Origin of the sequence: Pigmentiphaga aceris (assembly GCF_008119665.1) — a bacterium.
GTDB classification, from domain to species: domain Bacteria; phylum Pseudomonadota; class Gammaproteobacteria; order Burkholderiales; family Burkholderiaceae_B; genus Pigmentiphaga; species Pigmentiphaga aceris.
The window spans coordinates 1-18,950 of sequence record NZ_CP043046.1; the positions used below are offsets into that span (position 1 = coordinate 1).

Below are 18,950 nucleotides of genomic sequence, written 5' to 3' on the forward strand. Positions count from 1 at the left end.
ATGGAAGACTTTTGGCAAGCCTGCGCGCAGACGCTCGAAAGTGAGTTGACGCCGCAACAGTACAGCGCCTGGATTCGTCCGCTGGTTCCGCTCGCCTTTGACGAAGCCGAATCCGTGTTGCGCGTCGCGGCGCCGAACCGCTTCAAGCTCGACTGGGTCCGCAACAATTTCTCTGGACGTATCGAGTCGATCGCCGCCGATTTCTACGAGCGGCCGGTCCAGGTACGTTTCGAACTGGCTGCCGTCCGGCAAAGCCCCGGTGGTGTGGGTGCCCCGCCGCCGCGCGCGCCGTCCGCGTCTGCTGGTCAGGCCGCACCGCAGCACTCGCCTGCCCGTGCAACCGGTCCGTTCGACGGCAACTATGCAGGCAGCGGCCAAAGCCGCAATACCCCGGCCTTCAATCCGGGCATGCAGGAAGTGCTGGCACCGCCGCGCCAGGCCGCTGGCCAGCCGCCTGCCCGCGTGTCCGATCTGAACGAGGCCACCGGCATCTACGAGCGCTCGCGCCTGAATGCCGAACTGACCTTCGACAACTTCGTGACCGGTAAAGCCAATCAGCTGGCGCGTGCTGCCGCGCTGCAGGTCGCTGAAAACCCCGGCATCTCGTACAACCCGTTCTTCCTGTACGGCGGTGTGGGCTTGGGCAAGACCCACTTGATCCACGCCATCGGCAACGCCATGGTCGCCAGGAAGGAAGGCGCGCGGGTGCGCTACATCCACGCCGAACAATTCGTGTCCGACGTGGTGAAGGCCTACCAGCGCAAGGCATTCGACGAGTTCAAGCGCTACTACCACTCGCTCGATCTGCTGCTGATCGATGATATTCAGTTCTTCTCGGGCAAGAACCGCACGCAGGAAGAGTTCTTCTACGCGTTCGAGGCGCTGGTGGCGCTGCGCAAGCAGATCATCATCACCAGCGATACCTACCCGAAGGAATTGTCGGGCATCGAAGATCGGCTGCTGTCGCGCTTCGACTCCGGCCTGACGGTGGCCATCGAGCCGCCCGAACTGGAAATGCGCGTGGCCATTCTGATCAAGAAGGCCGAGAGCGAGGGCGTACCCCTGCCCGAAGAAGTCGCGTTCTTCATCGCCAAACATTTGCGCAGCAACGTGCGTGAACTGGAAGGCGCGCTGCGCAAGGTGCTGGCCTATGCCAAGTTCCACGGCAAGGACATCGCCGTGGACGTGTGCAAGGACGCGCTGAAAGATTTGCTGTCGGTGTCGAACGGCCAGATCACGGTCGAGAACATCCAGAAGACCGTGGCCGATTTCTACAAGATCAAGGTCGCGGACATGTACTCGAAACGCCGCCCGGCCAATATTGCATTGCCGCGCCAGATTGCGATGTACCTGGCGAAGGAACTGACGCAGAAAAGCCTGCCGGAAATCGGCGAGCTGTTCGGCGGTCGGGACCACACCACCGTGCTGCATGCGGTGCGAAAGATTTCGGAAGCGCGTACCAAGCAGGCAGAGTTGAATCACTCTCTGCACGTGCTGGAACAGACGCTCAAGGGCTGACGGCTGGCCCTTGTCGCCGATGTTGCGACGGAAGTTTCCGGTTTTCCATTAACACCAACCCAGAGAAGGATTGGATATGCAATTGGTCAAAGCCTCGCGGGACGCGCTGCTGAAACCGCTCGCCACCGTCTCGGGCATCGTAGAGCGCCGCCACACGCTGCCCATCCTGGCGAACATCCTGGTCCGCAAGACAGGCAACCGCGTGTCGTTCGTATCGACCGATATCGAGGTTCAGATCACCACCCATGCCGACTTCGGCGTGGGTGATGCGTCTGAATCGACGACGGTAGCCGCCCGCAAGCTGCTCGACATCCTGAAGGCCCTGCCTGACACCGGTGACGTGACCTTGTCGCTGGCCAACAAGAAGTTGTCCGTGCAGTCCGGCAAGAGCCGTTTTGCGCTGCAGACGCTGGCGGCGGAAGAATTCCCCACGGTGGCCCAGCCAACCGAGTGGAACGCGTCGCTGAGCATGTCGCAGAAGTCGCTCAAGCACCTGTTCAACCTGGTGCACTTCGCGATGGCGCAGCAAGACATTCGCTATTACCTGAACGGCATGCTGCTGGTGCTGGACGGCAACCAGGTGCGCGGTATCGCCACCGACGGTCACCGTCTGGCGTACGCCTCGGTCACGGTCGATTCCGACAATCCGCGCCAGGAAGTCATCATCCCGCGCAAGACGGTGCTGGAAATCGTGCGTCTGCTGGACGACAGCGACGCCCCGGTGCAGATCGACGTCGGCGCGAACCAGATCCGCTTCACCTTCGGTGATGTGGAACTGATCTCGAAGCTGGTCGAGGGCAAGTTCCCCGACTACCAGCGCGTGATCCCGAACGGCTACACCAAGCACTTCTCGATTGGTCGCGACACCTTGCAGCGCAGCCTGCAACGCGCCGCCATCCTGACGACCGACAAGTTCAAGGGTGTGCGCATGCAGCTGGGCGACCACCTGCTGCGCATCTCGGCCAGCAACGCCGAGCAGGAAGAAGCGCAGGAAGAACTCGACATCGACTTCGGTTTCGATGCGCTGGATATCGGCTTCAACGTCAGCTACCTGTTGGACGTGCTGGGCAACCTGAAGACCGACTCGGTGCAATGGTCGGTGGGCGACGCGAATTCGTCGGCGCTGATCACCGTGCCCGACAACGCCGACTTCAAGTACGTCGTCATGCCGATGCGTATCTGATCGGCGGCCACCCGGATGTCGCGGGTGGCACAAGGACGGTGCGCGTTGCACGCAACGTGACACCGTCCGTTTTGCTTTTTATCGTTTCAGCTCGTGCCGCGCGGCGTTTCCTGCGCGCGTCGCGACACAGAAGGCTTGCAGACTCATGACTGATCAGAACAACTCGGCCGACACCGGCAGCAGCGACAGCAGCTACCTGACCCAGAACACCGCGATCAACAACAACACCCCGGGCGCATCCGACGCCTACGGGTCGGACTCGATCAAGATGTTGAAGGGCCTGGAAGCGGTGCGCAAGCGCCCGGGCATGTACATCGGCGATACCTCCGACGGCTCGGGTCTGCACCACATGGTCTTCGAGGTGGTCGACAACGCCATTGACGAAGCGCTGGCTGGCCACTGCGACGAAATCGTCGTGACCATCCACCTGGACAACTCGATCTCGGTCACCGACAACGGCCGTGGCATTCCCACCGACGTGCACAAGGACGACGAATTCAACCGCAGCGCGGCTGAGATCGTCATGACCGAACTGCACGCGGGCGGCAAGTTCGACCAGAACTCCTACAAGGTGTCTGGCGGCCTGCACGGCGTGGGCGTGTCCTGCGTGAACGCGTTGTCCGTGTGGCTGCGCCTGACCATCGATCGCAACGGCGAAACCCACTTCATGGAGTTCCGCCAAGGTGCGCGTGTGGAGCCGCTGAAGGTCATCGGCACGACCGAGAAGCGCGGCACCAAGGTGCACTTCCTGGCCGACCCGGAAATCTTCACGCACGTTGAATTCCACTACGAAATCCTGTCCAAGCGCCTGCGAGAACTGTCCTTCCTGAACGACGGCGTGAAGATCAAGTTGGTCGACGAGCGCCAAGGCAAGGAAGAAGACTTTGCGTTCGCCGGTGGCGTGCGCGGCTTCGTGGAATACATCAACCGCGCCAAGACCGTGCTGCACCCGAACGTGTTCCACGTGTCGGCAGAATCGTCGGCCGGTGGCGTGCCCGTGGGCGTGGACGTGTCCATGCAATGGAACGACACCTACGGTGAAAACGTCCTGGCCTTCACCAACAATATTCCGCAGCGCGATGGCGGCACGCACATCACCGGCCTGCGCGCCGCGATGACGCGCGTCATCAACAAATACATCACGGAAAGCGAAGTCGCCAAGAAAGCCAAGGTGGAAACCACCGGCGACGACATGCGCGAAGGCCTGACCTGCGTGCTGTCCGTGAAAGTGCCCGACCCGAAATTCAGCAGCCAGACCAAAGACAAGCTGGTGTCGTCTGAAGTGCGCCCCGCCGTGGAAGACGCCGTGGCCAAGGCACTGGATTCCTGGTTGCAGGAACACCCGCTGGACGCCAAGGCCCTGTGCGGCAAGATCGTTGAAGCTGCACGTGCCCGCGAAGCCGCCCGCAAGGCGCGCGAAATGACCCGCCGCAAGGGCGTGCTGGAAGGCGCAGGCCTGCCCGGCAAGCTGGCCGACTGCCAGGAAAAGAACCCCGCGCTGTCTGAAATCTACATCGTCGAGGGTGACTCCGCAGGCGGTTCCGCCAAGCAAGGTCGCGACCGTAAATTCCAGGCCATCTTGCCGCTGCGCGGCAAGGTGCTGAATGTGGAAAAAGCGCGCTTCGACAAGCTGATCAGCAGCGAACAGATCACCACCCTGATCACCGCACTGGGCACCAGCATCGGGCCGGAAGACTTCAACATCGACAAGCTGCGCTACCACCGCATCATCATCATGACCGATGCTGACGTCGACGGCGCGCACATCCGCACCCTGCTGCTGACGCTGTTCTACCGTCAGATGTCGGAACTGGTCGAACGCGGCCACATCTACATCGCCCAGCCGCCGCTCTACAAGGTCAAGGTTGGCCGCGAAGAGCGCTACCTGAAGGACGATGCCGAAGAAGCGCAATTCATGCTGCAACTGGCGCTGAAAGACGCCCAGTTGATTCCGCGTGAAGGCGGCGACCCGATCATGGGCGACACGCTGGCCGAGCTGGCCCGCAAGTACAACCTGGCCGACGCCGTGATCGCCCGCCTGGCACGCCACAACGACGAGCGCACGCTGTCGGCCATCGTGACTGGTGTCGAGATCGACATCAGCTCTGCTGAGGCTGCTGCGAAGTCCGCCGCCGCCCTGCAAGTGGCCCTGGAAGATCCGTCCATGCCCGGCGTGGTGAAGGTGTTTGCCGAGTCCGATGAAGTCGAAGAGCCGGCCGAAGGCGAAGAAGCCGCGCCTGTGCGTCACCGCGTGGTCATCCACCGCATGCACCACGGCAACGTGCGCGTCACGGTGCTGAACAATGACTTCGTCGGTGGTTCCGACTACCGCGTGCTGCATGAAGCGGCGCACACCTTCACGACCTTGATTGGTGAGGGTGCGAAGGTGATGCGTGGTGAAGGTGAGAAGCGCAAGGAACTGGCCGTGACGGAATTCCGCACTGCGCTGCAGTGGCTGTTGTCGGAAGCTGAACGTGGCGTGTCGAAGCAGCGTTATAAGGGTCTGGGCGAGATGAATCCTGGGCAGCTGTGGGAAACCACGATGGACCCGACGGTGCGCCGTTTGTTGAAGGTGCAGATCGAGGATGCGATCTCGGCCGATGGCATCTTCACGACGCTGATGGGTGACCACGTTGAACCGCGTCGCGCGTTCATTGAGACGCATGCGTTGATGGCGGGGAATATTGACGTTTGAGTATTTCTGAGCTTTCGGAAAAATAAAATATATGCCAATTAGAGAAGTCTAATTGGCATATTTATTGAGCATGAAGTTATAAAATTATTTATTTTGATCGTTATGCGCGGATGCGTTGGTAGAATTATATTGCCAATGTGAAATTTAAAAAGCGGAAACGTTTCACGTTGAACTACCATTAATCCTATAAATAACAGAACGACGGAGGCTGACATCTCAAGCGCCCACGCTTCATTGGTTCCTACTACTCTCCATTTCGATGTCAGCAGCGGCTTAAAAAGCGTTCTCGGTAGTGAACTCATAACCAACGACGAGGTTGCAATCTTTGAGTTGGTCAAGAATTCGTTCGATGCAGGAGCGAGTCGAGTAGACATACACTTTGATGAAATATCAATTGTTGTTGCCGACAACGGTATCGGTATGTCGCAGGAGGATATAGAAAAAAAGTGGCTGTTTGTCGCCTATTCTTCCAAGCGTCAACGTGCAACAGATTTTCGCGATGAAATCGCTGATAGGCGCAGATACGCAGGTAGTAAAGGAATTGGTCGATTTTCCTCTGATCGACTAGGCGAAATTGTTATTTTGCAATCTCGCCAAAAGTCCGCTGTGAATGGCCCGGTGCATGCACTTCGAGTTGATTGGAGCCGTTTTGACAAGAACCACTTTGATCGATTCGAAACTATTCCGGTAGAGTATGTGGAGAAGGTGTCGGGTTTCGGCATCCCCGAAAATCTTCCACTTATTTCGCATGGAACAGCGATTACTATAGAAAAATTGCGTCGAAAATGGAATAGAGATGATATTCTCGGGCTAAAATCTGCACTTTCTAAACTGATTAACCCCTTCGGTGCCGAATCCGATGGATTTAAGATAGTTGTGCATGCTCCCGCAGAAGAAAACGTTGATAAGTTAGAAGCGGCTCAGTTTAATAGTAAGCGTCAGGAAGTATCTCCAAATTCGTTAGTAAATGGCCAGGTTGGGAATTTCATTTTTTCTACATTACAGGAGAAGACGACTTTCATCGAGGCTCACATTGCTGAAGATGGACGAATTGAAAGTTCTTTAACTGATCGTGGTACATTGATCTACAGGGTCCGAGAACCAAATCCCTATCCCTTGTTAATTAAAGCTGGGTTTTCAGCAAAAGTTTTCTTCCTTAATCAGTCTGCCAAATTGACTTTTGCCAAGCGGATGGGGGTCCCATCCGTTCAATTCGGTTCTATATTTCTGTTTAGAAATGGATTTCGAGTCGTTCCAGTGGGTGAGGAGGGCGACGACTGGTTTGGACTCGACCGTAGAAAGCAACAAGGTTTCTCGAGATTTCTTGGGACTCGCGACTTAATTGGTCGAGTGGATGTTTCCGGGACCGACGAGAACTTTCAAGAAGCTTCGAGCCGGGATTCTGGGCTTATAGCAACCCGAGCTGCACTCCAGTTACGCACGTGTGTAAGAGAGCATTGCGTTAAACGATTGGAGCGGTACGTGGTCCCTGTGACATTTGTCGATAAGGAAGACAAGAATACAAGTGACGTTTCACGTCTGCTTACCGATCCCGGCCGGGCCCGGGTTACTGCTGCAGTAGCCAAGCTTGTAGACCATCGAGAAGTAGAGCTTCTTGACTATAGTCGTAGACTCGTTGGTATTCTTGATGAAAGGTCTTCGCAATTTGAAGCTTCCTTGGGCAGCCTCCGCGCAATCGCAGAAAAGACTCGCGATAAACTCTTGTTTGACAACATCGAGGAAGCTGAGAACCGTTTTGCAGAGCTGCGTAGGGCGGAAGAATTAGCGCGTGTTCAGGCGGATGAAGAGCGGCGGGCGAAGGAAAAGGCAGAGCAGCGGGCACAAGCTGCCGAAGTTCAGGCAACTCGCACTAGCGTACAGTTGGAAGAAGAGAAAAAGAGAAACCTCTTCTTAACTTCGATAGCATCCTTGGACACGCAGACGATTCTCAATCTTCACCACCAAGTGACAATGTATGCGGTGGATATTAATCAGCAGATCGAGAATTTCTTAGTCCGTATATCAGGGCAAGATTCTGTTCAGCGGTCTGATCTCCTAAGCGCGCTTGAGAGAATATCTTTGCTCAACAAGAAAGTTATGGGGGTATCAAAGTTTGCGACAAAGGCAAATTTCCGACTTGAATCGGAACACATTAAGGCTGATTTAGGTGAGTATATTGAGCAGTATATTAATGGTGTAGCAAAGGATTTTTTATTTGGTCCGTTAAGAGTTAATGTAAAAACAGATGGCAAAGGTATAGAGAGGAAATTCAAACCTATCGATATTTCGGTGGTTGTGGATAACCTGATTGCCAATGCGAAGAAGGCTAGAGCAAACAGTATAACCTTTGAAATTTTGCATCCGACGCGGGATTCGGTGCATATATCCGTTACGGATAATGGGAGAGGTTTTGATAGTCTAATTGACGACTTGGAGAGAGTTTTTGAGAAAGGTTTTACTACAACTGATGGTTCCGGTTTAGGGCTTTACCATGTGCGCATGGTTCTGGGAGAAATGAACGGAACTATACAAGCGACTAAAGGGCTGGACGGAAAGGGTACAAAGTTCCTAATAAGGATTTCCCGATGAGACTGGACTTCAACTTGCTATGGGTCGAAAATCAACAAGACTTAGTGCAATCTCAGCGAGAGAAGCTAGAGCGAGATGTACGTGCGCAAGGCTTCCGGCTTCAAGTCAAGTTTATGGAGACAGTTGAAGCGGCAATTGAGTGCTTGGCGGATGACGTCTATAGCGACCATGTCGACCTGATTTTAATGGATTACGACTTGGGCCCTGGGAAAAAAGGGGATGAAGGGTTGATAGAAGTTCGGGCGCTAATCCCCTACCGAGATGTCGTTTTCTACTCATCGCAGGCCGGAGACCTTAATGCCATGGTGCTCAAACATGGTGTGCAAGGAGTTTTTTGTTCCACGCGAAATGAGCTCCCAGACACAGCTTTCGGTGTTTTTGAATCATTGGTAAAAAAGGTCGTCGATATTGATCACTCACGCGGCATAGTAATGGGTACTACGAGTGATATAGATCATTACGTAATGGACGCGCTAGCGGATGCATTTGACGGATGTGCGGAAGAGAAACAACAGGAAACTCTCGATCAGATAAAAAAAGATGTAGAAAAAATCCGTGGAAAATTTGAAGCGGCAGTAACCGCGATATTAGCGGCGAAACATCCGTCGGAGCTTTTTGAACAGCATGCCATATATACGAGTATTGATCGTCTACAGCTATTAAGGAAAGTGCTTAGATCAAAAGCGCAGACCGGAGATTGGGACAAAAAATTGTTAGCTTATATAGAAGGCGCAATCCCAAAGAGAAATATGCTCGCTCATGTCCGCGTTGAGGTAAACGGATTTATCAGAAAGCTGGTAAACCGAAAAGGTGAAGAACACACCAGCGCGCACATGAAGAGACTTAGACTAGATCTACTGCAACATCACGAAGAGTTCGAGAAGCTTTCTCAACTTCTAAAGACCCGCCGGGAGTAATGGCCGTTCTTAAGTAGGCTATAAGAGCATTTCCAATTGCCTCGGCAACAAGGGGAGGCACAGCATTCGCAACCTGTGTAAATCGAGGTACTTCTCGCCGTCTACGCTCACCGCCAGTAGTATATTTTCCTTTAAATACAAAATTATCTGGAAAACTTTGAAGACGTGCATTTTCTCTCACTGTTAATGTTCGAGGTTCTCCATAATGGATAAGATCGTCTGGCATGCTTGTGATGGTAGGTGACGGACTTTCTGGATCTAAAACTCTTATAGCGCATTTCTTAAGCCCAAAGCTTGCGCGTAGTTCGGGAGAGATTGAAGTATTTAGTCTACCGTCTGCATGACAAACTTCTATAAGTTTCTTAAACCTGGCTTGGATCTCAGGCTTGTGTCGTGCGAGTCGGGTGTCAGTTATTGCATTCGCAATGCCAGTATTCATCAGTCGTTGGTATGACGTAAGTGGTCCTTCATAAGCAATTTCCTCGAAATTTTCAGAATCGCTACTCGGTCGAACGCCGTTTCGCGTAATCTCGAGGTCAGAAATTGCAGTCATCGAAGATACTGGGACTGATAGCCCTTTCGCTGCAAGAAATGAATCTCGCATTTGCTCAAGAAATTGAAATGGATTTTCACCATAGCCTGCTTCGATATCCCGGCGAACTGCAATAATGAAAAATCTTTTTCTTTTTTGCGGCACGCCAAATAACGATGTATCAAGAATCTGAGAGCAAACTTCATAATCCGGAGATAGGCTTTGAATGATCTGTTTCGCGTAATTGATTTTTCCGCTTTCTTGGCTAATTTCGTCAAAATCTATCGCGATACCTTTCACGTTCTCAATAAGAACGACCTTAGGTCTAACGAGCGACACAAACTCTAAGTATGATGTAGTTAAATGATTTCTTGGGTCATTTGCAATGCGTCGTCCAGCGGCGGAAAAGCCTTGGCATGGTGGGCCTCCTGCGAGCAAGTCAACTTTGCCTCTAAGAGCAATTAGCGAATCACGGTGACTGGCAAGCACGTCATCGATCCCGTGGGTGCTTTTGGGCAACCATTTTGGCCATGAAAACTGTCTTTTGCTGCCCGGACTTATTAAATTTGCATAGAGGCTGGCAAATGCATTTTCATCTTTTTCAACGGCGAATAAGCCTTTCCATCCGGCCGCCATTAGTCCATAACTAAGCCCCCCGCAGCCTGCGAAGATATCAATAAATGTAAATTTCTTTTTTATCTTGAACATCTTTCACCAGCCTACGTCGCACAGGAAAATTTTAGCAGTGCGACTAACATGCAAGGTTATCGGAAAAATTGACTGCGCGCCACTCTAAACAGAGATTGATCAAAGACTGCTCTATTCAAAAGGGTAAAATGCCACAGACTTATATTTTGGCTAGTTTGCCAATAGGGTGTTCCAACTGCGTTGACGTTGATCCAATTTAAGCCAGAAGATGTTTGATTAAACTTGCCAATCTTAGAAATTCAGCATGCGGGTGACGCCGACCTTTCCAATGTGATGAGATCCGTGCGCTGCTGCTGCAGTAGCTGTTGGCTTAAATCCAGCTGGATGCGCGAGGTTGTGAACCCAATCTTTACCTATGTCTGTTAAGGCGTCGTACCACTCGGGAGAAAAATGACAGTTTTCAGACGTTAGCAACAAAAGTGCTGCTATCACACTTGGCACATCGCTTTGCGGCAGGTTGCTAATCGAGTTAGCTAGCTTTGCCGACACTTGTGCACTGTACTCAAGCCACGCTAGTAAGAAATAGCTTTTGCCGTCTGCTGCAAATGAAACGAGAGCAGTGCTTTGCGGAAGACGGGGTGTATCGTCCATTTCTTGCAAAGTAATTCCATTTATATCTTCAATAGGAGACCAGGCCGCCGAGCACTGAATAGGGAATATTTGATCGAACTCCACGAGTAAGCCGTGGCAATCGTTCCAACGTTCGTTGGTTAGTGTTTCGTCATAACTTTTCTTGTGTGACCTTATATCACGAAAACCAAGCTCATTAATGTAATTAAATTGACCTATAAATTCTCGTAGTTGTTTATTTTGAGATTTTGTAAGCGCAGCTCGTAATTGCGAATTTTGGTCAGAGCGTTGTTTTGCATAAAGCTCCCACACTATTGACCGATAGCTCAGCAGGAAACACTGCTGTTGACTACCCGAGAAAGCTTCGTCTTCCAGGGCAGCGAACAACTGTTTATCGTGAAGAGAGCAAAAGCCTGGAAACGTTGACGCATCTTTCCACCCTGTCAATTTTGGAACTAATCGTCCGCCCATTTCGTCCAGGCGCTTAATGCTAAATGCGTTTGAATAGACGTGGCCATTTTTTGCTATCTCTCCGAGACTTCCACTTCTAGATACAGTGTGAGAGGCTATAGGATTACCACTGCATTGGTGCAGCAGGCCTTCCGGAGCCAAGAATTTTGGTTTTTTAGCTGATTTTTTTATTTGAGCATCTATCTGTCCCGGCTTTAGTGTTGGAGTGGCATTAATACCTCCGTGGCATCGCTTGTACTTCTTTTTTGACCCACAGGGACATAACTGGTTTCTACCTATCTTAGTTGTTCGTGCGGTCATGATCTCCGACTTTATAAATTCATTGCAGGTTAATGGTGTGGTGGAAATTATAGCTGAGGCTGTGGCAGCCACTTTATCTGTTGCACTTAATTTTTGCCTCCCCATCTTTGGGATCCAATTTATGTAAATAATATTGAGGGCGACAAGGTTTTCTACGGCCGCGAACGCTAGCACGCCGTTGAAATACCTCCATGGAATGTAAGCATCTCCACGGCGGTTAGGCACGTTGAGGTTTTACGGCCCGTTGGTTTCGAACAGATGGCCAACAGACCCTTTTTCAGCCTCAAGCGCAGCCCGATGACGCTTTATTCGCCCGCTGCTCCCTCATTGGACGCACGTCGGGCGTGTTTGCGACAAGGTGCGCAGCCGGGTTAGGTGGTAAGCCGCCATCGTCAGCGTCACAAACTGGTCGACCTTGGCGAGTTCTTGCCCATCCCCTGGCGCATCGGGCCGATCACCTTGCCCCAGCCGAAGCACTGCTCGATACGCTCTCGCTTGCGCTGGCTGACCTCGTAGCCAGGATGCCGCGTGGTGCGTCCGTCGATGGCGCTGCCGCCGTTGCGCGCTGTGTTCTGCGCCACGTGCGGGGTGACCTTGATCTGTCGGCACGCCTTGACGAAGTCCTTTGTGTCGTAGGCGTTGTCGGCACCCACTGTCACGCGTTTGCCCTGGTCGGCGACATCGGCAGGCATCCGCGACGCCGCCTCGCGTTCGGCCGTGCCATCAGAGGTGCTGGCTTGCACGTTGACGACCAGCCCGTGACGGTTGTCCGTCATCACATGGCCCAAGTAACTCGGCAGCGCAGGCGCTGCATTTCTCTTGCGATACAGCCCCGACTGCGAGTCGCTCGTGGACTCGTGAGTATCGTTGCTGCGCGGCTCGCCGCGCCTGTTCTCAGGCGGATGCCCGTCGTCCGATCCGTCCTCGCGCCGCATGCTCTTATGGCTGGCCCAGGCCTGGATCAGCGTCCCGTCCACACTGAAGTGTTCGCCCAACAGCAGCCTGCGTTTGTCGGCCATCTCCACCGTCGCGTTGAACAGCTCACTGACCGTATCGTGCTCGATGAGTTGGTCGCGGTTCTTGCTGAAGACCGAGTGATTCAACACCGGAGAATTCTTCATGCAAAACACCCGCTTCGGGCAGGCCATCTCTGTACTCACATCGCTCGACATGGCGCGCACGCTTGCGTACTACAATCAGGTGTTGGGCTTTAAAACGACCCATTTCAAAGACCATGCTTACGGCATCGCCGTACGTGCTGATGTCGAGTTGCATTTCTGGGCATGCTCAGACAAACACATCGCCGAAAACACCTCGTGCTACATCCACGTGCACGACATCCAGGCCGTGCATCGCGACCTCAGCCTGCGCTTCCCCAATCTCTCACCAATCGTTCATGCGCCCTGGGGTATGGACGAGTTCCATTTGATCGATCCGGATGGCAATCTGATCAAGTTTGGACAGGATTCCGCCGCGTTGTAAGGTCACGCTTGTCGCATACGGTGATGCCCTGCTCAATGTCCAAGACGTCGATGCCATATCTGATCACCCCGAAACTGCGCGTTGCCACCGACGCAGATGTACAGGCGCTAAGCGCGTGGCTTGGCCATCCCCTGCCTCCAGGTTATGCAGACCACGTGAAGCGCCTGGGCTATGGCACTTACGACAATCGGGTGATCGTGCACATGCCCGCCGATATCCCGGCACAGACGCAAGACGAACAGGACTTCATCCTCGAATACTTCGATGAGTTCTGGGGCGAAGACACCAGCATCACCCGCGATGAGGCTGCGCGGGCTGTCCCCTTTGGCGACTCCATCGATGGCGACAAGATTTTGTACAGCTGCGAACGCCAACAATTGTTCGTCCTGCCGCGTCACGACGATCGCGTGTACTGGATGCCGCGTGGCTTCGAAGACCCGCTCGACTGGGGTGATGGCCCGGACCTGCATTCGGACTTCATCACCTTCGATTCGGGTATCGATCGGGCTGTGGTGGAACTGTTCACCGCACAAAGTCTGAGCGTCGATCAGGTTGCCGCAGCGGTCACACAGCAGCTGGAAGCCGCACACCGCGTGGATGCCAGTTGGGGGGCGCTGCTGTATCTGCCCGCTTTGCATGGTCGGGTGCAGCTTACGCAAGCCCCTGGCGATTCCCGCGCGGTAGCACGCATCGATTACGACAAGATGTTGGAGGCAACCCTGACGCCTGTGTTGGATGCGCTAGAAGACTTGGGGATGTTCATCACCAACCGGATGGACTGATCGAAAACGCGTGCGCTGGCGTGCGTACATCCACGCTCATTCCACTTGCGCTTCCAGCTGCTTGGCGACATCGCGGTAGTAATTGGCTGACGCGGTGTTCTTTTGCCCGGCGTAATGCTGGCTCACCATCGTGGCGGCGCGCACCGCCAGGTTAAAGCTGTCGAGTCTGTCCTGCCATTGCAGATCACCCTCTCCGATCTCGCGGCCGGAGAACAGGCCCACGCGATAGCCGCCGTCCAGGTCTACGACGCCCTTGACCGGGACTCCTTCACGCATCTCGCCGTAGAACGCGGGGCCGGCCTGGTCACCCATGCGCGCGCGGAGCATGCCTATGCCGTTTGCCTTGCCGCCTTGGCATGAGCCGATCCACTGTTTGGGGGCGTCGGTCAGCGATGCGGGCGCGACGAAGCTGCATTTGCCTGCTGCGTCCTTGGACCAGATCAGGTCGGCGGCGTAGGCGGTGGCGGATGCCAGCAGCAGTACGGACGCGGCAAGCGTGACGCGTATGCGGCGCACGCGGGGCGGGGTGGTGTCGAAGGTGTGCATAGGCTGTGCTCCTGCGAGGGTCAAACCGTCAGGGATCTACGTCGTCCAGCGCTTTCAATACTGCAGGATTCTTTCGATACCGCTGTTGCAGCGTCTGCTTTTCAGCCTCGATGCTGTCGCAACGCAACTCGTCCAAGGCCGCTTCGATTTCCTTGCGGCGGTCTTTGTCGTAGGGTTCTTCACCGGCCCAGTGTTCGCACTCTTCCGCGCGGTTCAGGAATTTTTCTACCTCGGGCGGGAAGCGCTTGGCAGGTACAGCATTTGCGCTCAGGCCGGCGGCAAGCATCGACGTGGCGATGGCTGAAAGAATGGTGATGCGGGCACTGCGCTTCATAGGATGGGCTCGTGACGACGGCGATTCGTTATAGCATCGCCGCCTTCGTCATTACGGTGACAAAGGCTGTCACTCGTAAGCACCGTAATTGCCGCCCTGGCGGAGACATCCTGCCTGATCAGCAGTGACCTTCAATAGGCACCTGCAGGCAATACATCATTGAGATACGCAGACCAATCAGGACGTGCACTCAACATGTGGCGTACCCACGCATCGCGTTCATGGGCGATGACCGCCAGTTCCCACACGCAGGCCAGTGCTGGCGTGCTCACAGGCGTGAACTGTGTCGGTTGCGCCAACGGTGCAGACAACATGCGTTGGCACAGGATTCCGCCCGAGATCCACCAATCCAGCAATAGCCACACAGCTTCCTCGCCGATGTGCACGATGCAGAATCCCAGGCCATGACTGCGTTCGTCGCAGGCATTTTCGGTCAGCACGTTTTGTACGGTGGTGCGCACAGAGGCCATGATGGCATCGGACAAAATCGGGGTGGCCCAATTGGGGTCGCGATGGATGCCGTAGGTCTTGATCGCATGGCCTGCGGTGTGCCAAGTGTCCAGGTGGACAACGCGGCGTGGTAGGTAAGGCTCTGGCGCAAGGGTCATGTCGATCAACGCGTGATGGCGATAGTGCATTCTAAAAGGGCCTTGTGCTGAATTCGTTGGCTGGGCTGGCAATGTTTATCGCCAGCCCAGCCAGCTGAGACAGCGGCCTATTCCTCGCCGAAGTCTGAGCTTGTCGACATTGATGTCGAAGCAACACGTGTAAACGCTGTCAGCGGAACGCGCCTTCACTTAATCCAGCTTCACACCCGTCGCCTTGATGATCGGCCCCCAGCGCTCAGCCTCGGCCCGCGCGAACTTGCGGAAATCATCAGGCGATCCACGCAACGGTTCCATGCCGAAGTCTGCGAAGCGCTTCACTACCGCCGGTGCATCAAACGAACGATTCAATTCTTCGTTCAATCGCTTCACCACATCTGCCGGCATCTTGGCCGGACCCAGCAAGCCCTGGAACGCAAACACCTCGACATCCGGCACGCCTGCTTCAGCAAGCGTCGGCACGTCCGGCAGCATCTTGCTGCGTGTGGTGGAACCGATGGCCAGCACCTTCACCTTGCCGGTCTGCATCAACGACAGGCCGGCTGCCAGGTCCAGGAACATGCAGTGCACTTGTCCGGCCATCACGTCGGTCATGGCGGGCGCAGCGCCCCGATAGGGCACGTGGGTGACCTTGGCACCGGTGCGGTTCTTGAACAGCTCCATCGCCAGGTGGTGCGGTGAGCCGTTGCCGGGCGATGCGTAGTTCACTTCGTCGGGATGCGCCGCGGCGTAGGCCAGGAACTCTTTCACGTCCTTGGCCGGGAAGTTGGGGGACACGACCAGCGCAAGCGGGAAGCGGGCAATACCGCCGATGTAGGTGAAGTCTTTCTGCGGGTCGTAGGGCAGCTTGGCGAACAGGTATTCGTTGAAGGCCAATGCTGCGTTGTCGGCAGACATGAGCGTGTAGCCGTCGGGGGCGCTGCGGGCCACGGCGTCGGCACCGATGTTGGTGGCGGCACCGGGGCGGTTGTCGACGACGATGGGCTGGCCCAGGGGCACACGCAGGGTTTCAGCCAGGGTGCGGGCCAGTACGTCGGTGCCGCCGCCTGCCGGGTAAGGTACTACCCAGCGAATCGACTGAGTGGGGTAGGCTTGGGCGCGCACGATGGGCGCTGCGCCAGTGGCGGCAAGCGCGGCCATGCTCGCCAGGAAGTGGCGTCGGTGCATGTTGATCTCCTAGGGCTTTATTGTTTTGGCAGCGTGGCTGCATCGTCACGACGATACGCGACGAGGCTGGCTGGCCCACGCTGCGGCAAACCCTGATCAGTGCACTGCATCATCCCTGGTGGAATGCCTTCGACGCGTTATGGGTTGGGCGCGTCCGCGCAGCTCAGGTCGCCAATCTCAGTCCCCTTCACGGGGATGACGCAGGACCAATATTCTTCTTTGCTGGGCCGAAGCGCCATGAGGTTCAGCGTCAGATGCACGCCGTCTGGTTTGACCGAGATGTCCTTGAACCCGGCATAGGAAAATTCCGTGTCGAAGGACTTGCCCTGGAATGTGCAGATATTCGATGACGACAGTACTTTCCAGCGTTGATCCGGGCTGATGACCTGGATGCCAAGGCAAGCGGTGTCAAAACTCTTAACGTATCTGACAAGGCTCTTGCCAATGCGCCCACTGCCGACCTCGTAGGCGGCACCCAGGTTCATTGACGATGCAGTAGCATTGCCGGCAAGCAAAAGGGACAGGATCAGGGCGGTTCTTGAGAAATTCATGAATCGTTGAATAGGCGTGTCAGCGCAAGGTGTGACATTAATGGAAATGCTGATTTGTACTCGTTAACCAAGGCTGACGGATGATATGACGCATATTCGTTACTTCAAATGTGCCATCTGGCTGCCAGCCATCCTGCTGTCAATTCTGCTGATTGTGGATGCCCGCTATTTCTCTCCGCCGTTGACAGGTGGTGTCGAGCAGTATGTTCTGCTTTACGCGCTTGGCTTCGGGCTGCCTGCCTACGTGGCCTTTGCCTGGTGTGCGTCGCGCATGGTAGGTGGAAAGTCTGGCCCGGCGCTGGTGCGTCTTGCCTGGTGGGCACCGGTGATGTTTGTGCCCTTCTATGCTGCACCGTGGCTTCTGTATGGGCTGGGTGGTCTGCTGTCCGGCAGATCCTCAGGCGTTGGCATGATGTTCATGTGGTTGGCCTACCTGCCTTATGTGCTGGGGTTGGGGTATATGTTTTCTGGTTTCACCGTGCTTGGTTATAAAACAATCGCCAGTAGAAGTTATTTGGGCAATAAAGTCTGATTTTCAACATCCATGAAGCACCGATTAACTATTCCGATTCTTATCAAAACTACGCTTGGTGCCGCGATCATTCTGGTGATCATGTTTACCAATCTTCTATCGAATAGCTGGATGCTGCTGACAGATCGGGGGAATTTCATTCCCGCAGAATCCTCCATCTTTTCCTTTGAGCCCTACGTGATAAACCCAGGTTCTTCGAATTACTGGATCTACGGTGAAGATGGCAAGCACTATTATTATTTTTCCTATGATCGCACGACACCGTACGCGTTCATCGCAAAGTCCAATAGCTGCCCCAATTTCGACCGGCTAAACTTCAAAACCTGGTGCAGTGCGCAGCCGGGGCATGCCGCGACGGTCGGCCAGCACAGCAAGCAATGACTGAAATTTTCCAGGGCTAGAACGTGATCGGCATGATTTTTTCTCTGAAGAACAAAACGGGTGCTGCTGCGCTGGTAGCCACGGCCATGCTGGCCTTGTCTCATGGCACCGCCTATGCCGACGAATGCGCGTCTCAGGACTTCAACAAATTTCTGGGCGCATTTTCTGCCAGCGCTGACAGCCAGCAGCGCCACACTATCGCTACCCCCAAGGTGCTGGTGCTGAAGCATGTGGCAGATGCGGGTGGGTTCGAACCGCACACGACAGATGTGGCGAAGTCGGCGCTGGCGTTCCCGTTGATGTCACCGATCGCTGTGGGCGGACACAAAGATGTCGAGATCGAAGAGATCGACGATAAAAGCATCGACGTGGTGGACAAGCGGGCCGGCTACAGCAATATCAAAATCTTCAATTTCGCTCGCCAGTCTCGTCAATCGTGTTGGACGCTGGAAGGCGTCGAAGACTGGTCAGTCAGCGACAAGGATCTGTCCGTCGTAGCAAGCAAGCCGGGCTTGAGCGCAGCAGAAAACCGTTGCTTCCAACGCGCAAGAATCTACGGCGGTCTGGGTGGCCTGGACCTGTACCGGCTGACCGGCGAGTTCTTTGACGCTGCCTTGGAAAACTACGTGTGCGCGGCGGCATCAGGCGATCCCGAGGCCAGCTTGCGCGCAGCAAGCCTGAGCCTGTCGGGCATGGCCCCGCAGCTGGAAACGCCGGTTGTCGAAAAGCTGTTCAAGGCTGCGGCCACCACGCTTGCCGACGGTGCCTCAAGCCTCTCCACCTTCTACTGCTACGGGAATACGACCGATCCGCAAGGTGCCTGTCGTCAGCCTGAACTGGCGGAACAATCGCTGGTCCGTGCGGCGTCCATGGGCTCGATCGATGCGGTCAATTACCTGGGCTATTCCTTCGAGCAGGGCACCATGGCCACCAAAGACGCCTACCGCGCGCTGGCGTGTTATCGCCTGGCGGCCGACAAGGGAAACACCACCGCTGCGGCCAACCTGACTCGCCTTCAGGCATTGGTGATTGAGTCCGCCGAGCCCAGCCGCTGCTTTTGACATGCAGGGTGTCAAAACACCGCTGC

General features: G+C 55.0%; 17 protein-coding genes and 1 pseudogene. 10 read left to right on the top strand and 8 right to left on the bottom strand.

Annotated features, from left to right (window positions below):
• The 5 genes from dnaA (at position 1) to FXN63_RS00025 (ending at position 8,902) form a co-directional block, all read left to right on the top strand.
• Complete coding sequence (dnaA, locus tag FXN63_RS00005; protein WP_148811656.1) at positions 1–1,518, top strand: chromosomal replication initiator protein DnaA; 1,518 nt, start codon at positions 1–3, stop codon at positions 1,516–1,518.
• Between the two features lie 76 nt (positions 1,519–1,594).
• Positions 1,595–2,701 (top strand): DNA polymerase III subunit beta, encoded by a 1,107-nt coding sequence (gene dnaN, locus FXN63_RS00010; protein WP_148811658.1) that lies wholly within the window; start codon positions 1,595–1,597, stop codon positions 2,699–2,701.
• A gap of 145 nt (positions 2,702–2,846) precedes the next feature.
• Entirely contained in the window at positions 2,847–5,396 is a 2,550-nt protein-coding gene (gene gyrB, locus FXN63_RS00015; protein ID WP_148811660.1) for a DNA topoisomerase (ATP-hydrolyzing) subunit B, read from the top strand.
• A gap of 234 nt (positions 5,397–5,630) precedes the next feature.
• Positions 5,631–7,985, top strand: coding sequence for an ATP-binding protein (locus tag FXN63_RS00020; RefSeq protein ID WP_148811662.1), 2,355 nt, complete (start codon positions 5,631–5,633; stop codon positions 7,983–7,985).
• Positions 7,982–8,902: an amidohydrolase family protein gene (locus tag FXN63_RS00025; RefSeq protein ID WP_148811664.1), complete on the top strand. Its 921-nt coding sequence runs from the start codon at positions 7,982–7,984 to the stop codon at positions 8,900–8,902. The genes FXN63_RS00020 and FXN63_RS00025 overlap by 4 nt, the downstream gene beginning before the upstream one ends.
• Here the strand turns inward: FXN63_RS00025 and FXN63_RS00030 are convergent.
• The 3 genes and pseudogenes from FXN63_RS00030 to FXN63_RS00040 form a co-directional block, all read right to left on the bottom strand.
• A complete protein-coding gene (locus FXN63_RS00030; protein WP_148811666.1) occupies positions 8,829–10,142 on the bottom strand; it encodes a DNA cytosine methyltransferase in 1,314 nt (437 codons plus the stop codon). The two genes, FXN63_RS00025 and FXN63_RS00030, sit on opposite strands and share 74 nt — an antisense overlap.
• Positions 10,143–10,373: 231 nt before the next feature.
• Positions 10,374–11,708, bottom strand: coding sequence for a YecA family protein (locus FXN63_RS00035; RefSeq protein ID WP_148811668.1), 1,335 nt, complete (start codon positions 11,706–11,708; stop codon positions 10,374–10,376).
• Between the two features lie 99 nt (positions 11,709–11,807).
• Positions 11,808–12,589: pseudogene (locus FXN63_RS00040) on the bottom strand (IS5 family transposase); the annotation flags it as partial.
• 13 nt (positions 12,590–12,602) lie between these two features.
• Between FXN63_RS00040 and FXN63_RS00045 the strand changes: the two are divergent.
• Together FXN63_RS00045 and FXN63_RS00050 are read left to right on the top strand one after the other, a co-directional pair.
• Positions 12,603–12,965 (top strand): bleomycin resistance protein, encoded by a 363-nt coding sequence (locus FXN63_RS00045; protein ID WP_148811670.1) that lies wholly within the window; start codon positions 12,603–12,605, stop codon positions 12,963–12,965.
• Between the two features lie 35 nt (positions 12,966–13,000).
• Positions 13,001–13,747 (top strand): SMI1/KNR4 family protein, encoded by a 747-nt coding sequence (locus FXN63_RS00050; RefSeq protein WP_222863976.1) that lies wholly within the window; start codon positions 13,001–13,003, stop codon positions 13,745–13,747.
• A 36-nt stretch (positions 13,748–13,783) separates the two neighbouring features.
• On the opposite strand, the gene FXN63_RS00055 is transcribed toward FXN63_RS00050, so the two are convergent.
• The 5 genes from FXN63_RS00055 to FXN63_RS00075 form a co-directional block, all read right to left on the bottom strand.
• On the bottom strand, positions 13,784–14,293 hold the full coding sequence (locus FXN63_RS00055) for a hypothetical protein (RefSeq protein ID WP_222863977.1): 510 nt from the start codon (positions 14,291–14,293) through the stop codon (positions 13,784–13,786).
• Between the two features lie 28 nt (positions 14,294–14,321).
• Complete coding sequence (locus tag FXN63_RS00060) at positions 14,322–14,627, bottom strand: hypothetical protein (RefSeq protein WP_148811672.1); 306 nt, start codon at positions 14,625–14,627, stop codon at positions 14,322–14,324.
• A gap of 131 nt (positions 14,628–14,758) precedes the next feature.
• Positions 14,759–15,265, bottom strand: coding sequence for a hypothetical protein (locus FXN63_RS00065; protein ID WP_246164981.1), 507 nt, complete (start codon positions 15,263–15,265; stop codon positions 14,759–14,761).
• Between the two features lie 159 nt (positions 15,266–15,424).
• Complete coding sequence (locus tag FXN63_RS00070) at positions 15,425–16,399, bottom strand: Bug family tripartite tricarboxylate transporter substrate binding protein (protein ID WP_148811674.1); 975 nt, start codon at positions 16,397–16,399, stop codon at positions 15,425–15,427.
• A gap of 137 nt (positions 16,400–16,536) precedes the next feature.
• Positions 16,537–16,950 (bottom strand): hypothetical protein, encoded by a 414-nt coding sequence (locus FXN63_RS00075; RefSeq protein WP_148811676.1) that lies wholly within the window; start codon positions 16,948–16,950, stop codon positions 16,537–16,539.
• Positions 16,951–17,035: 85 nt separating this feature from the next.
• Here FXN63_RS00075 and FXN63_RS00080 point away from each other — a divergent pair, with 85 nt between their 5' ends.
• Genes FXN63_RS00080 through FXN63_RS00090 form a run of 3 tightly spaced genes read left to right on the top strand, consistent with a single transcriptional unit; the run spans position 17,036 to position 18,924 of the window.
• Positions 17,036–17,482: a hypothetical protein gene (locus tag FXN63_RS00080; protein ID WP_148811678.1), complete on the top strand. Its 447-nt coding sequence runs from the start codon at positions 17,036–17,038 to the stop codon at positions 17,480–17,482.
• Positions 17,483–17,494: 12 nt separating this feature from the next.
• Complete coding sequence (locus tag FXN63_RS00085; protein WP_148811680.1) at positions 17,495–17,863, top strand: hypothetical protein; 369 nt, start codon at positions 17,495–17,497, stop codon at positions 17,861–17,863.
• A gap of 32 nt (positions 17,864–17,895) precedes the next feature.
• Positions 17,896–18,924, top strand: a complete 1,029-nt coding sequence (locus FXN63_RS00090) for a tetratricopeptide repeat protein (RefSeq protein WP_148811682.1) — start codon at positions 17,896–17,898, stop codon at positions 18,922–18,924.
• The last annotated feature ends 26 nt before the right edge of the window (positions 18,925–18,950 follow it).